Consider the following 13,411-nt stretch of genomic DNA (forward strand, 5'->3'; position numbering starts at 1 on the left):
GCAGCATCGGCACCTCGCCTTCACGTCGTACTTCTCTAGCGGCGTACTTCACAGAACAGCACAACTGCCGCAACGTCTGGGACGTTGCGGCAGTTGTGCTGGATTTAAGTCGCTGAGGTTATGTCGCGATCAGCGGCGGTCGAGATCGATGATGCCAGCGCGCGCAGCCTTGACCAGACGACGCGGGATGCGCTGAGCGACACCGTTCACCTTGACCTCCTGCAGCGCGGGGTTGTCCGCTTTCCACTGCGAACGACGGCTGCGGGTGTTGGCCCGCGACATCCGGCGCTTCGGTACAGCCATGGTTGTGCCCTTCTCTACTGTGTCCTTACGGACTGTGTGTCACTGTGGTCCTCGCGGACAGGTCACTGTGGTCCTCGCAGACCTGCAACCGTGGCCCTCGCGGACCGTGCCCTCAGGTCGTCCGTTCTCCACAGAGTGGAGCGTCGACCGGCGTGGTGGACGTGCCACGCAACCCTCGGGCGCAGCACGCAACCTCTCTAGACTACCGGTCGCGCGGTCAACCTCCAAAACGACCGAGCTGACCGGCGCCGACGTCGGGTGCGAACTGTCACCGTCAGTACGTCGAGGTGTCGCTCAGATCCAGGTTGATCGCGTTCACGCCGACGAGAATCCAGTAGAGCACGCCGATGATCACGCCGATCGCGCCGACGATGATGCCCGCCAGCGCCATGCCGTCACCCGTCTGGGTTCCGTTGGAGTCACTGATCTGTTTACGAGCGACAAAGCCCAGCACGAGGCCGACTGCCGGAACGACGATGGTGAAGCAACACGCAAGGGTTCCGACGACCGACACGATCAGCGACGCGATCGCCATGCCGTTCGTCGTCTGTCCCGCTGCCGGGTAGCCCGGCTGACCGTACGCGGGTTGCCCGTACGCCTGCTGACCGTAGCCGGGCTGACCATAGGCGGGCTGGCCATACGCCTGCTGACCGTAGCCGGGCTGACCGTACGGGGACTGGCCGTAGCCCGGCTGACCGTACGGGGATTGCTCGGCGGACGGCTGACCAAAACCCTGCGGGGTGCCATAGTCGGGCTGCGCCGAGGGCTGGCCGTACTGGGGAGCCTGGCCGTAGTCGGGTGTCTGACCGTACTGGGGAGCCTGGCCGTAGTCGGGTGTCTGACCGTACTGAGGAGCCTGCGAGCCCGAGCCATAGTCCGGCGTCGAACCGTACTGGGGCGGCTGATAGGTCGGCTCGCCCTGTGAGGGCTGGCCGTAAGCAGACGGGTCGAACTTGGTTGTCGGAGACTCAGGCGCACCTGCGCTCGGCGTCGAACCCGATCCTGCTGAACCCGATGCCGCCGAACCTGATCCCGAAGAGTCGGCGGGGTTGGGCCGCTTGATCAGCGAGGTGGCATCGTCGCTCGGCGTCGCCCGTGGTGCGTCAGCACTTGGTGAACCGGTGCCGTCGGAGCCGGTCGGGGTCTTGTCGGGACGCTCTGGATCCGATGCGTTCGAACCTCCGTGCGGAGTGGACATCTGCGTTCACCTCTCTGGGTTCGTCTCTGTGGGATTCGCCGTCGGCGTCATCGCCGCGCCGACCGTACTGCTAGAGGGACCGTGCACACCCAAAAGGGCCAGGCCACTCCAAACCTGACGCCAGCTTAGTGAAAGCACACAAAGTGCGGCTGCATACACTCATCCGAGTGTCAGGCGTCGTCTCCGGTTTCACCGTCATCTTCATCCTGGTGGCCATCGGATTCGCCCTTGGGCGCACGCAGGTCCTCGGTGAACACGCACATGACGTGCTGTCACGACTGGTGTTCTTCGTCTGCACGCCAGCACTGCTGTTCACGTCGTTGGCGACTTCCGATCTCTCGGTCATCTTCTCATCGACGCTCGTCATCGCGGGAGTCTCGGCGTTTGCCACCGGAACGCTCTATATTGTGCTCGCGCGCGGGCTGCTGCGGCGTCGCGACATACCCGAGCTGACCATCGGCGCACTCTCGTCGTCGTACGTCAACAGCGTCAATCTCGGTCTGCCGATAGCGATCTTCGTTCTCGACGACGCCTCGTTCATCGCACCGCTGCTGCTGTTTCAGATCCTGATCTATTCGCCGCTGGCGTTGGGCGTACTCGACGTCACGGCGCTCGACCGCACCGCGGGAAAGTCGGTGCTGCGCGACACCGTGCGACTCCCGCTGACCAACCCGATCGTCATCGGAGGGCTGATCGGAGTGGTCGTCTCGCTGATCGGGTGGCACCCGCCGACCGCGATCCTCGAACCGATGAAAATGCTCGGCAGTGCGTCGGTGCCCGCAGCGCTCCTGGCCTTCGGAATGTCGCTGACTGGCGTGCCTCTGTTCAAGAAGGGGCAGAGTCCACGGCGCGAGGTCGCGCTTGCGACCGTGCTCAAGATGCTGTTCATGCCCGCGCTGGTGTACGTGGTCGCGCGATGGGGCTTCGGCGAGTCGGGACACACATTGTTCGCGCAGGTCGTGATCGCAGCATTGCCGACCGCCCAGAACGTGCTGGTCTACGCGACGCGCTACCGGCGAGGGCAGGTACTCGCACGCGACACCGCGCTACTCACCACCCTGGTGTCGATCCCTGTTATCGCGGTAATCGCCTGGTTGCTGGCCTGACCATTCTGGTTGCGTGGGATCCTCGGGGGCACTTTTGTACCTCTACGTCCCACACAACTGAGGCCGGTCCCGCGCAACCGGGCCGCGACCAGCTCAGTCGACGTCGACCGACCCGGTCGCGAACTCGCCCGCAGCACCGAGCGCGATCTCTTCCTCACGCTGATGTGCCGTGAGGTGGTGCCGGCTTCGACGTGGAATCCCGAAGAGCGCAAGCAGGGCAGCGAGCGCGAACGCACCCGCGCCGAGTAGGAACGCCACGCGGTAGGCATTCTCCGTCGGAAGCGAGACCGCGGTGCCTCCGACGAAGTGAATCGCGACCTCGGCAGCGAGCACAGTGATGATGACCGCACTGCCGATCGCGCCACCGACGGTGCGCATGATGGAGTTGATCGAGTTGGCGATGCCGGTCTCGTGCGGTTCGACGTTCTCCACCAAGAGCGCAGGCATGGCCGAATATGCCGCGGCCACAGCCACATTCGCAACGATGAGTCCCGCGATCATCTCACCGGTGTTCTCGTGCAAGAAGGTCAGCATGAGCATCCCGACGACACCGATCACGGTCGCGCCAAGCAGCACGACTCGAGGACCCACCCGTCCGACCAGCCCTCCCGCCACCGGCCCGACGAGGATCGACACGATCGCGCCGGGAAGCATGAACGCGACGCTCGTCCGTAGGACCGAGGCACCGAACCCGTAGCCCGCCAACGCATCCGGCGTCTGCACAAAGTAGGTCGCGCCGAGGAACACGCTGAACATCGCGAACCCGACACACAACGACGCAACGTTCGTGGCGAGAACCGCTCGTTGCTTGAGCAAGTCGACGGACACCAGCGGCTCGCCGCGTCGACTCTGCAGTGCCCAGAAACCGATGAGCACGACGACGGCGGCGACATAGAACCCGATCACTCGCGCCGACCCCCAGCCCCAGGTATGACCCTGCGACGTCGGCAGCAACAGACACACCAGGCCGACCGCGAGCACCAGCGCGCCGAAGTAGTCGACGCGTCCGCCCGCTCCCGGTCGAGACGGAATCGCGAAGATGACCAGCGCCAGCACGACGACCGCCATCGCGACGCACAGCCAGAAGATGCGACGGTAGTCGGCATTTCCCTGTGTGAGCAGACCTGTTGCCACAAGCGCCAGCCCGCTGCCCACTCCCAACGACGACGCGGTGATCGCCATCGCGCCGGTGAGACGTTCGCGGGGCAATTCTTGCCGCAACACGCTGATCGCGAGCGGGAAGAGCCCGAAGCTCGCACCCTGCAACACTCGACCGACGATCAGCCACTCGATCGAATCCGCCAGTGCTGCAATGAGACTGCCCACCAGCGTGATCACCAGCACCGCGACGATCACGCGCTTGTGCCCGTAGACGTCGCCGAGACGACCGAACAGCGGAGTGAATGCCGACGCCGCAAGCATCGTCGCCGTCGTCACCCACCCGACCGTCGTCAGCGATACGCCGAGTTGCTGACCGATCTGCGGCAGGGCGGGCACCGCGAGGGTCTGAATCATCGAGAGCAACAGCACGGACGCCGCCGCGGCAACGACGATCAGTGATGTCGACGAGCGCACCTTCGAGGGTGCCTGCTCCTGAGCTGCCGCTTGTGTCATAGGAGCCAATCTAGAACAGAATCGACGCTGCGTCGATTTTTATCGACGACTAGTCGAAATTGTCCGGATTTCCTACTATGGGATGTATGACGACCAAGGCGCCCGACGAACCGCAGGCCCACCCGGCCCGCCGTAGAGGTGCTCGCACCAAAGGCGACGAGCGTGAAGACCAGATACTGAGCGCGATGCGTTCGCTTCTCGCCGATCATCCGATCGACGACGTCACCATCGACGACATCTCTTCCGCGGCGGGCATTTCGCGAACCAGCTTCTACTTCTACTTTCCGTCGAAGCAGGCCGTTCTCACGACGCTCATGGAACGGATCTGGGACGACTTCGCCAGCACTCACGACTGGTTCGACGCCGACGGACCCGACGCCGACGGCCTGCGCGAGCAACTCGGCGCCGTCGCCGCGATCTGGAAAACGAACGGATCGATCATGGCGTGCGCAGCCCAGACCGGATACACCTCCGGTTACGCGCCGCTCCAGGACTTCCTCGCGAGAGCGCGCGCCCGATTCGTCGAGCGACTCGCGGCCAAGATCGAGCGCGATCGATCAGCAGGACTGGCACCCGACGGTCCGCCCGCAGCAGACTTGGCACTTCTCGTGGCCGTGATGCGCGACGCGGGCCTGAGTGAACTGACATCGTCTACGGCCACTACGCCGGCGGGCGACGGACAAAGTTCAACCGCCACCACTGCCGACGACGACGCCGCGCTGGACACACTCACCATTGCGATCCTGCGGATGATCTACGGTCGCATCGACTGACGACGCCGCGCGGGCGCGATCAGCGACGCCGCGCGGGCGCGATCAACGACGCTCCTTGCGCTTCACGTCCACGCCACCCATCAACGCGAATCCGGTCACACGGACCGTCGGGGCCCCCGGACGCCCGGGCCCATCGGCCTTGCTCTCGAATCCGCCCATGATGGCGAGACCACCGACTTCGAGGGTCACATCCGGCGGCACGATGACGTCGACGCCACCCATGATCGCCACACACTGGACAGTCAAGACCGGTTCGGTGAACTCGACTTCGCGTAGGTCGATCTCGACACCGCCCATGATCGCTGTCGCCTCGAGCTGATCTGCAACCGATGCATGGCCTTTCAGCTCTGAGCCGGACATGATGGCGAGGCGATGCCGCACCGGCTTACGTCCCGATCCCGTGCCGGGACGCGTCACACCTGTCGGGTACGGATCGCCTGGCCGCGGCAGGGGCACGCCGAGTTGCCCGACGGGAAGATCGTCGGTCAAGGCATCGAGATCGCCGAAAGTCTTTGCGGTAGAAGCCTTCAGCGCCCGCTCCTCGTACTCACTCGGCGTCAGTGCGCCACTCGTCATCGCCGCGGAGAGGATTTGGTGGACGAGTTCGCGGTCGGCGTCGGCTGCTCTGAGTCGGTGATCCGGCGCGGGTGTGTCGCCGGTGGCCGCGATCTCGGACCGGGCGGTCTCGTACGGGGCGGGACCGGGCTTGGTCAGATCAGGCTTGGTCAGATCAGGTTTGGCGGGCTCAGCGTTGGCCGGCTCAGGCTTTGTCAGATCCGGCCCGGTCGATTCAAGAGCTGCCGGGTCATGCCCGGTCGAATCGGGTTCTGGCAGTTCAGGCTCTGGCAGTTCGGCGGGAACGCTCATACCGTCGACGTTAGTGATCGCGTCCGGCGCCCAACACCCTGAAACACCCTGACTAGTCCCCTGATTTCTCCTGGATCAGCCCCGGGCCGCGATCAGCCGCGGCGCGGACGTCGTGACCGCAGGTAGTCTCCGACCACCGCGGCACCGAGTCCGTCGACGTCGGGAGCAACCACCCGACCACCGATCCTGCGGGCGATCTGGTCCATGAAGTGCGCGAGGCCGGGGTCCTCCCCCAGTCGGAAGAACGTGACCTGCGCTCCCATTCGTGCGACGTGGTCGAGTTCGCGCACGGTGAGCGCGATGGTCTGCGGGTGCGGCGGATAGAAGAAGAACGGCTCGCCGCTCGGGTCGAGGTGCGCGGTGGGCTCGCCGTCGGTGACAACCAGGACAACCGGCTGCGCGTTGGGAAATCTGCGCAGGTGCCGCTGTGCGAGCAGTAGTGCGTGATGCAGGTTGGTCCCCTGCTCCATCCGCGGCTGTAGCCCGGTGAGTTCGGCGATGTCGATGCTCCGGGCATACCGTCCGAAGGCGATCACTTCGAGCTCGTCGCTGCGAAACCTGGTGGAGATCAGGTGATTCAACGCGATCGCGGTCCGCTTCATCGGCGTCCAGCGACCCTCCATCTCCATCGAGAACGACGTGTCGACGAGCAGCACCACGGCGGCCTGTGTCCGGGCCTCTGTGTCGGCGACCTCGACGTCGCGCACGGAGATGTGCACACCGTCGCGGGCCATCGCCGACGGCGCGTGCGCGGGGTCGGAGCTCTCGGTGATGGTGCGCAGCACCGCATTCGAGACAGTGCGCGTAACATCCCACGGGTCGGTGTCGCCGAACTCCCACTCGCGCGTCGCCCCGGTCGGCTCGCCGAGCAATCCCGATTTGCGGGTCTGTCGGTCACCCCGACGCCCCGACATCTGGTCGGCGATGTCACGAAAGATGGTCTGCCCCAACTGCCTCATCGCCTTGGGGCTCAGGCGCAGAGTGCCGTCGGACGTACGGTCGAAGAATCCCTGCTCGGTCAACGCCTTCTCGAGCTCGGCGAGTGTTCTGGCGTCGACGGCCGCCTGGTCGCCGAGTTGTCGTGCGAGGGCGTCGAGGTCGATGTCGTCCATGCGCGCACCGGCGTACTGCTGCGAGAGTTGCTCGGAGAGTGCGTCGAGTTCGGAGATGTCGTGCAGCGCCGCCGCACCCTGCCCCAGTCCCATCTGCTGATCGCCCGAGAACGACTCGCCGCCGTCCCAATCGAGACCCGGTCTGGCCTCCCGCAACGCCGAATCCATTTGCGCGAGTTGATTCATCAGATCGGGTGAGCCGAACGCCTGCTGCGCGAGCTGATCGAGTTCTGCTCGTTGTTCGGGCGTCAACGAGTTATAAAACTGCTGCGCCGCTGCGGCACGTTGTGCGAGCGAATCGATGAGTTCCTCTGTGTTGCGCGGGTTTTCGGGGAAGTACTCACCGTGCTTACGCATGAAGTCGTCGAATTGCTCAGTGGTGTCCTCGCCACGATTGTGGGCGTCGAGAAGCTTGTTGAGGTCTGTGAGCATCTCGGAGATGGCCTCACGGTCCTGGTCGGAGGCACCCTCGAGCGCTTCCTTCATCCCCGCGAAACGCTGGTCGAGCAGTTCCCGGCCCAGCAGATCCTTGATCTTCTCGAAGTCCTCGCGCGCCTGCGGGCTCCGCCAGTTGTACTCCGACAGTTCCTCGACGGCCTGAGCAGTCGAGGGCGGCAGACTCCCGATCTGCATCTCGGCGAAACGCGCGTCGTCGTCGAGGTCGCGTGCGAGTTGTTTGCGCTCCTCGAGTACCGCACGGTCGAGGAGCTCGCGGATCTCATTGAACGTTCCGTCGAGGTTTCGTTGCTTCAACAGCTCCTGCCGCCGACGGTTGACTTCCTCACGCAGCTTGTCCAGGCCGCGCATGTCCGACGTTCCGCGGCGCAGGAATTCGCGGAGCGCGCGCTGCGGCGACGCTCCCGCCATCACGTCGTCGCCGATCTCCTCGAGCGCTTCGCGTAGATCGACCGGCGGCGCGAGCGGGTCGGGGCCACCGGTGTACCGCTGGTAGCGCGAACGGTGAAAGTTCTTCTGAGCCATGTGTATACGTCCAGCCCGATGTCGAACGGCGTAGATCAGCCGTAGATGGTCTGCCCCTCGTCGTCGGCTTCCTTGCCGATGCGACGGGCCAGAAATAGTCCCTCGAGCGCTAGTTCGAGTGCGCTCGCACGCTCGCCGTCCGCCTCGGCGTCGAGTCGCTCGGCGATGCCGTCGAGGACGCCGGCCGTCGTCTCGGGTGAGGGGATCGACGCCAAGAAGTCCGACGCCGTGACCCTGTCGCCGGTGACAACGGGTTCTCCGTTCTCCAGGGCGTCGACGAGCGGCGCCATGTCGATGCCACCGAGGTGTGCGCGAACGGTGTCGGCGACGGACTTACGGAGCAGGTGCTCGAGGATCTCGAGCTCGCGCCCCTCTTCACCCGACTCGAACTCGATCTTGCCGCGCAACACCTCGATCACCGATTCGAGATCGACGACGCGCGCAACGGGCACGTCCTCCCCGGTCACGGTGGCGCGATGCAACGCTGCGGCGGCCACGGTCTCTGCGGCCGCGATCGAGAACCGCGCCGAGACGCCCGACCGCTGATCGATCGACGGATGGTCGCGCGCATAGCGGGTGAAGCGGGCGAGGATCTCGGTGATGAAAGTCGGAACCGTCGCCGTGAGGTCGGCTTCCTGCTCGATGACGGAGATCTCGTCGTCGAGTTCTAGTGGGTAATGCGTCCGGATCTCGGCGCCGAAGCGGTCTTTGAGCGGTGTGATGATGCGGCCGCGGTTGGTGTAGTCCTCGGGGTTCGCGCTCGCCATGACCAGGACGTCGAGCGGGAGTCGCAGTGTGTAGCCGCGCACCTGAATGTCGCGCTCCTCCATCACGTTGAGCATGGAGACCTGGATGCGTTCGGCAAGGTCGGGCAGCTCGTTGATGGCGACGATGCCGCGGTGCGCACGGGGAATGAGTCCGAAGTGAATGGTCTCCGGATCGCCGAGGCTGCGGCCCTCGGCCACCTTCATCGGGTCGATGTCGCCGACGAGATCGGCCACGGACGTGTCGGGTGTCGCGAGCTTCTCGCTGTAGCGCCGGCTGCGATGACGCCATTCGATCGGGAGCTCGTCGAGAAGTGCGGCTGCGCGTCGAACCGACGCCGGCGTGATCGGCTCGTACGGATGCTCGCCGAGTTCGGAACCCTCGATGACCGGCGTCCACTCGTCGAGCAGGCCGACCAGTGTGCGCAGAATGCGCGTTTTGCCCTGGCCGCGTTCGCCGAGCATGACCACGTCGTGGCCCGCGATCAGCGCACGCTCGAGTTGCGGTATGACCGTCGCCTCGAACCCGACGATTCCCGGCCACGGGTCGTCGCCCTCGCGAAGCGCGGTGAGCAGGTTGTGGCGGATCTCGTCACGCACACTGCGCTGCACATGGCCGCTGGCACGCAACTCGCCGACGGTTCTTGGTGAGGGTGGGCGACTTTCGGTGGTTTGGGAGTTGGATGTGGTGAAGTTCTCCTCTGGCACCTTCTCCACGGTACTCCCGTCGAGCGTGCGGGCGCCGGGTTCGCGACTGCGTTCGCCGCCAGGGCTCAAGGGCGCCAGGCGGGATCGCGCCCGATGAATCCGACGAGCCTCGCGACCGGATCGGCGTCGTCGTCAACAGGCACCGCCGGTCCGTACTGACCCGACGATCGCAGCAGCTCCTCGATACCGGTCATGCCGTCGAGCAGGCGCTGCGCGAAGACGGGGTCGAGGTCGGGGGTCCTGCCCCCGGCCGCCGCGAGATCCCAGGTGTGCATGAAGACGTCGGCTGTATAGAACTGATCGACCGCGTCGGCGAGACGATGCTCACCGACCATCGGGTGCACGAAAGCCGAATTCGACGACGGGCCGTCGAGCAGTTCGCCGATCGCGGCACTGCGCGCCTGCCAGGCGGCGAGCGGGTCGTCGGCGACAGACGGCGCGTTGGGAAGCTGCACTCCCCCGGCGTCGAGGAAGCTCGCGAACCAGTCGATGAGATGAGCGACGACGTCGCGCGCCACCCATCCGTCGACCGGCGTCGGAGCATCCCAGTCTTGTACTGCTGCAACCTCTTCCGCGAATCCGTCCGCGATGATGCGATGACGGTCGGCAGCGCTGACCTCGGTGAGCGACGTCGTCATGTCAGACCTCTCCGAGCAGTCCGTCGAGTTTGGCGTAGCCCTCGTTGACCCCGACCTCCATGCCCGACGACAACCAGCCATCGCGGGCTTCGAAGCTGTCACAAAGGGATTGGGCGTGCAGGCGCGTCGTGCCGTCGCCGAGATCCTCGAAGTGCAGCGTCTCCAGCGCCACCTGATCGGGCATGCCCTCCCAGGTGAAGGTCTGCACGATCGTGTCGTCGGAAACGGTGTGGAAGCAACCGCGGAAGTAGTGGTCTTGATCGCCATGTGTCGCGGCGTAGCGCCAACTTCCACCGTTTCGCGCGTCCCACTCGATGATTCGACTGGAGATCACGTCTGGGCCAACCCAGCGTACGAACAGCTCGGGATCGGTGTGCGCTCTCATCAATTGTGCTGGGGTGCCGCGGAAGTCGCGTGTGATGCGAATGATCGGCACCTCCTTGTCGGCCTCGATGGTGGCTTCCGGATAGCGCGTCTGCGTGCTCATGATGCCTTGCCTTTCTTCGTCGGTGACTCGTCGCGGTGAACCGCGTCGTGCATCTCTGCGTTGTTCATCTCTGCCAGTACGACGTCCAGACGCTGATAGCGCTCCTCGGCCGCGCGGCGGTACCACTCGATCCACTTGGTCATGAGGTCGAACACCTCGGCTTCCAGGTGGACAGGGCGTGTCTGCGCCTCCCGGGTGCGGGTCACCAGGCCTGCGTCTTCGAGCACTTTCAAGTGCTTCGACACCGCCTGGATGCTGACGTCATACGGCTCGGCGAGCTGACCGACCGTCGCATCCGAGACCGCGAGCCGCGCGACCATGTCACGCCGGGTCGGGTCCGCCAGCGCGGCGAACACCTTGGACAACTCGTCTGCCACTCGCCCTCCTCAACCGTTTGGTTGAATACGAGTGTGCGACGCCGCCGCCTGGTTGTCAACCCTTTGGTTGAATACGCCGCGCGCTGGTGCTGGGGCTAGACCCGCTGGTCGAGCTGAACCCGCTGGTCGAGCCTGTCGAGACCACCCGCCGGTCGAGCCGCGCGCCGCCGGTCGAGCCGACACCGCTGGTCGAGCCGCGCGCCGCTGGTCGAGCTTGTCGAGACCACCCCGTCGCCGGTCGAGCCGCCACCGCTGGTCGAGCCTGTCGAGACCACCCGCTGGCCGAGTTGCCCCCGCCAAGGTGGTTTCGACTCGGGTGCTCGCTACGCTCGCGCCCGCTCAACCAGCGGAAAACGGGCCCAGCCCGCTGGTCGAACTGACCCGTATCCTCGCTACAGCCGCGCCCGCTCAGCCAGCGGAAGGCGGGCCCACCGGCTCGTCGCCGCGGAGCGTAATGCGGTGCATCACCCGGCGGTTGTCGCCGTAGTCGCGGTTGGCGTAGTGCAGGGTGTTGCGGTTGTCCCACAGCACCAGGTCGCCGAGGCGCCAGCGGTGTCGCACAATGTGTTCCGGCTTTGTCAGGTGCGCGTACAGCAGATCGAGAATGCCCCGGCTCTCGGCATCGGACACGCCCTCGATATGCGATGTGAAGCCCGGGTTGACGAACAACGACTTGCGCCCGGTCTCCGGATGTACTCGCACGACGGGATGGGTCACCGGTACCAACTCGGTGACTTCCTTTCCGTCCCAGACGTTTCCGCGACCACCCCGACGCTGCTTGAGGTAGTAGCCAAACTCTCGATTACCGTCGTGCACGGCAGAAAGATCTTCGACGAGCCGCTGTACCGGAGCCGACAACGACTCGTACGCGAGCTCGGCGTCGGCCCAGTTTGTGTCGCCTCCGTTGCGCGGCAACACAACCGGGCGCAGGATCGAGCCCATCGGCGGTCTCGGCATGAACGTGACGTCGGTGTGCCAGACGTCGGCGAAACCGTTGTCGGTGCTGTCGAGCGAGTACACCTCGGCAGGCACGTCGCCGCTGTTCCACACGGGATGTCCTGCGGTGAGATCGCCTACGCGACGGCCGAATTCGACGTGCGACGCGTCGTCGAGGTGCTGGTCGCGCAGCACGATCACCTTGTACTCGATCAGTGCGGCCCGGATGGCGCGGATCTCGTCGTCGGATGCCGAAGCGACGTCGACGCCGCGGATCTCGGCGCCGAATCGAGGGCCGAATTCGTCGATGTCGAACTCGACGCCCGACGCGACCGTCGCCGAATCAATAGGCGTCGAATCGAGTGGGGCTTGTGCGCCGGTACGTGAGGAATCAGGGAGTGAAATGGTCATGGTGGGTCCTTCTCGGGGAGTCGTAAGTGGTTGCGAGTCCGAGAGAGACCGGCGGCGAGCCGTGGTGGCTGCCGTCTGCCCATGTCATCCGGTGAATCATCTGCGCGTACCCCTGCTGCTCCTGAAAGGCCGTGGTCCGCGCCGACCCACCGTCGACAACAGAGTCCCACAGTCGACACCGATCGGCAGCGCGAAGCGTGCCGACGGGTGCGATGAGGTGGGAGGTTGTGCTCACACCACCTGTTTAGTCACCGACGAGCAGCCGGAACAGGGTTTACCGCAGCGCGATAAAAACCCCGACGCTCACTTCTTCCCAGCAGATTCGCCGCGCGCCGCACTCTTGACCGCGCTCGCGATCTCGGTGCGCAGGACGGTGTACTCAGCGGAGTCTCTGATGTCGTCGGCGCTGATACCGGTACGCGGAATCGGCGACGAGATGTCGAGGGCCACACGACCGGGACGGCTCGTCAACACGACGATCCGCGATCCGAGGAACGCCGCTTCCTCCGCGCTGTGCGTCACAAAGACATTCGTGCGGCCCAGCTCGGCACTAACGGTCCTGACGTCTTCCTGAAGCGTCTCCCGCGTCAGCGCGTCGAGAGCCGCGAACGGCTCGTCGAGCAGGAGCAGCGACGTGTCGCCCGCCAACGCACGCGCGATGGCGACGCGCTGCTGCTGACCACCCGAGATCTCCCAGATTCGACGATTCGCCGTGTCGGACAGACCGACTCGTGCGAGGAGTTCCTCCCGTCGTACCGGCCGGTCCGAACGCGGCACGCCCGCGTACTTCAGAGCGAGGTCGACGTTGCCTCCGACGGTGCGCCACGGAAACAGCCTCGGCTGCTGGAAGACCACACCGGATGAGGTGCCGGGCACCGGTTTGCTCCCAGAAACCTCTACGACGCCCGACGCGGGGTCCTCGAATCCGGCGATCAGCCTCAGGAGCGTCGACTTGCCACAACCCGACGGACCGACGAGTACGAGTACTTCACCGGGGTCGACCTCGAGGTCGACGGGCCCGACGGCCGTCACAGTGTCATTGCCTTTGCCGTACTGCTGGGTCACCGCGCGCAGGCTGATGCTGCCTTCGCCTTGCGCTGCAATGGGAGTCGACGACGCTTCGCCTTCGGTCACCG

At 65.3% G+C, this 13,411-nt stretch carries 14 protein-coding genes; 2 read left to right on the forward strand and 12 right to left on the reverse strand.

Features of this window, described 5'->3' with window-relative positions:
• Positions 1-129: 129 nt before the first annotated feature.
• Together rpmF and A5785_RS23870 are read right to left on the reverse strand one after the other, a co-directional pair.
• Entirely contained in the window at positions 130-303 is a 174-nt protein-coding gene (gene rpmF, locus A5785_RS01465; protein ID WP_005174583.1) for a 50S ribosomal protein L32, read from the reverse strand.
• A 274-nt stretch (positions 304-577) separates the two neighbouring features.
• Positions 578-1,501, reverse strand: coding sequence for a DUF4190 domain-containing protein (locus A5785_RS23870; RefSeq protein WP_049697912.1), 924 nt, complete (start codon positions 1,499-1,501; stop codon positions 578-580).
• 167 nt (positions 1,502-1,668) lie between these two features.
• On the opposite strand from A5785_RS23870, the gene A5785_RS01475 reads away from it, so the two are divergent.
• Complete coding sequence (locus A5785_RS01475; RefSeq protein WP_049698096.1) at positions 1,669-2,607, forward strand: AEC family transporter; 939 nt, start codon at positions 1,669-1,671, stop codon at positions 2,605-2,607.
• A 93-nt stretch (positions 2,608-2,700) separates the two neighbouring features.
• Here the strand turns inward: A5785_RS01475 and A5785_RS01480 are convergent, their stop codons facing one another.
• Positions 2,701-4,221: an MFS transporter gene (locus tag A5785_RS01480; protein ID WP_049697911.1), complete on the reverse strand. Its 1,521-nt coding sequence runs from the start codon at positions 4,219-4,221 to the stop codon at positions 2,701-2,703.
• Between the two features lie 86 nt (positions 4,222-4,307).
• On the opposite strand from A5785_RS01480, the gene A5785_RS01485 reads away from it, so the two are divergent.
• Positions 4,308-4,994 (forward strand): TetR/AcrR family transcriptional regulator, encoded by a 687-nt coding sequence (locus tag A5785_RS01485; RefSeq protein WP_049698095.1) that lies wholly within the window; start codon positions 4,308-4,310, stop codon positions 4,992-4,994.
• 42 nt (positions 4,995-5,036) lie between these two features.
• Here the strand turns inward: A5785_RS01485 and A5785_RS01490 are convergent, their stop codons facing one another.
• From A5785_RS01490 to A5785_RS01530, 9 genes are all read right to left on the reverse strand, one after another.
• The gene (locus tag A5785_RS01490; RefSeq protein WP_049698094.1) at positions 5,037-5,663 is read right to left on the reverse strand and encodes a DUF1707 SHOCT-like domain-containing protein; all 627 of its coding nucleotides are present in this window, start codon (positions 5,661-5,663) and stop codon (positions 5,037-5,039) included.
• 290 nt (positions 5,664-5,953) lie between these two features.
• The gene (locus A5785_RS01495; protein ID WP_049697910.1) at positions 5,954-7,954 is read right to left on the reverse strand and encodes a vWA domain-containing protein; all 2,001 of its coding nucleotides are present in this window, start codon (positions 7,952-7,954) and stop codon (positions 5,954-5,956) included.
• Between the two features lie 35 nt (positions 7,955-7,989).
• A complete protein-coding gene (locus tag A5785_RS01500; RefSeq protein ID WP_049697909.1) occupies positions 7,990-9,435 on the reverse strand; it encodes a sigma 54-interacting transcriptional regulator in 1,446 nt (481 codons plus the stop codon).
• A gap of 56 nt (positions 9,436-9,491) precedes the next feature.
• The gene (locus A5785_RS01505; protein WP_049697908.1) at positions 9,492-10,064 is read right to left on the reverse strand and encodes a maleylpyruvate isomerase family mycothiol-dependent enzyme; all 573 of its coding nucleotides are present in this window, start codon (positions 10,062-10,064) and stop codon (positions 9,492-9,494) included.
• Between the two features lies 1 nt (position 10,065).
• Positions 10,066-10,554 (reverse strand): SRPBCC domain-containing protein, encoded by a 489-nt coding sequence (locus A5785_RS01510; RefSeq protein WP_049698093.1) that lies wholly within the window; start codon positions 10,552-10,554, stop codon positions 10,066-10,068.
• Positions 10,548-10,928, reverse strand: coding sequence for an ArsR/SmtB family transcription factor (locus A5785_RS01515; protein ID WP_049697907.1), 381 nt, complete (start codon positions 10,926-10,928; stop codon positions 10,548-10,550). The genes A5785_RS01510 and A5785_RS01515 overlap by 7 nt, the downstream gene beginning before the upstream one ends.
• 408 nt (positions 10,929-11,336) lie before the next feature.
• On the reverse strand, positions 11,337-12,275 hold the full coding sequence (locus A5785_RS01525; protein ID WP_049697905.1) for a TauD/TfdA dioxygenase family protein: 939 nt from the start codon (positions 12,273-12,275) through the stop codon (positions 11,337-11,339).
• Positions 12,256-12,510 carry a hypothetical protein gene (locus A5785_RS23180; RefSeq protein WP_156527971.1) on the reverse strand — a complete coding sequence of 85 codons (255 nt, stop codon included), beginning with the start codon at positions 12,508-12,510 and terminating at the stop codon, positions 12,256-12,258. Before A5785_RS23180 ends, A5785_RS01525 begins: the two co-directional genes overlap by 20 nt.
• A 68-nt stretch (positions 12,511-12,578) precedes the next feature.
• Positions 12,579-13,409 carry an ABC transporter ATP-binding protein gene (locus A5785_RS01530; RefSeq protein WP_049698092.1) on the reverse strand — a complete coding sequence of 277 codons (831 nt, stop codon included), beginning with the start codon at positions 13,407-13,409 and terminating at the stop codon, positions 12,579-12,581.
• Between the last annotated feature and the right edge of the window lie 2 nt (positions 13,410-13,411).

The organism is Gordonia sp. 852002-50395_SCH5434458 (assembly GCF_001665905.1).
In the GTDB taxonomy this organism is placed as follows: Bacteria; Actinomycetota; Actinomycetes; order Mycobacteriales; family Mycobacteriaceae; genus Gordonia; species Gordonia jacobaea.

What these genes read in the sequence shown, in the direction of transcription:
- A5785_RS23870 (WP_049697912.1), bottom strand. Translation starts at nt 1,501, where the DNA reads ATGTCCACTCCGCACGGAGGTTCGAACGCATCGGATCCAGAGCGTCCC.
- A5785_RS01495 (WP_049697910.1), bottom strand. Translation starts at nt 7,954, where the DNA reads ATGGCTCAGAAGAACTTTCACCGTTCGCGCTACCAGCGGTACACCGGT.
- A5785_RS01480 (WP_049697911.1), bottom strand. Translation starts at nt 4,221, where the DNA reads ATGACACAAGCGGCAGCTCAGGAGCAGGCACCCTCGAAGGTGCGCTCG.
- A5785_RS01505 (WP_049697908.1), bottom strand. Translation starts at nt 10,064, where the DNA reads ATGACGACGTCGCTCACCGAGGTCAGCGCTGCCGACCGTCATCGCATC.
- rpmF (WP_005174583.1), bottom strand. Translation starts at nt 303, where the DNA reads ATGGCTGTACCGAAGCGCCGGATGTCGCGGGCCAACACCCGCAGCCGT.
- A5785_RS01485 (WP_049698095.1), top strand. Translation starts at nt 4,308, where the DNA reads ATGACGACCAAGGCGCCCGACGAACCGCAGGCCCACCCGGCCCGCCGT.
- A5785_RS01525 (WP_049697905.1), bottom strand. Translation starts at nt 12,275, where the DNA reads ATGACCATTTCACTCCCTGATTCCTCACGTACCGGCGCACAAGCCCCA.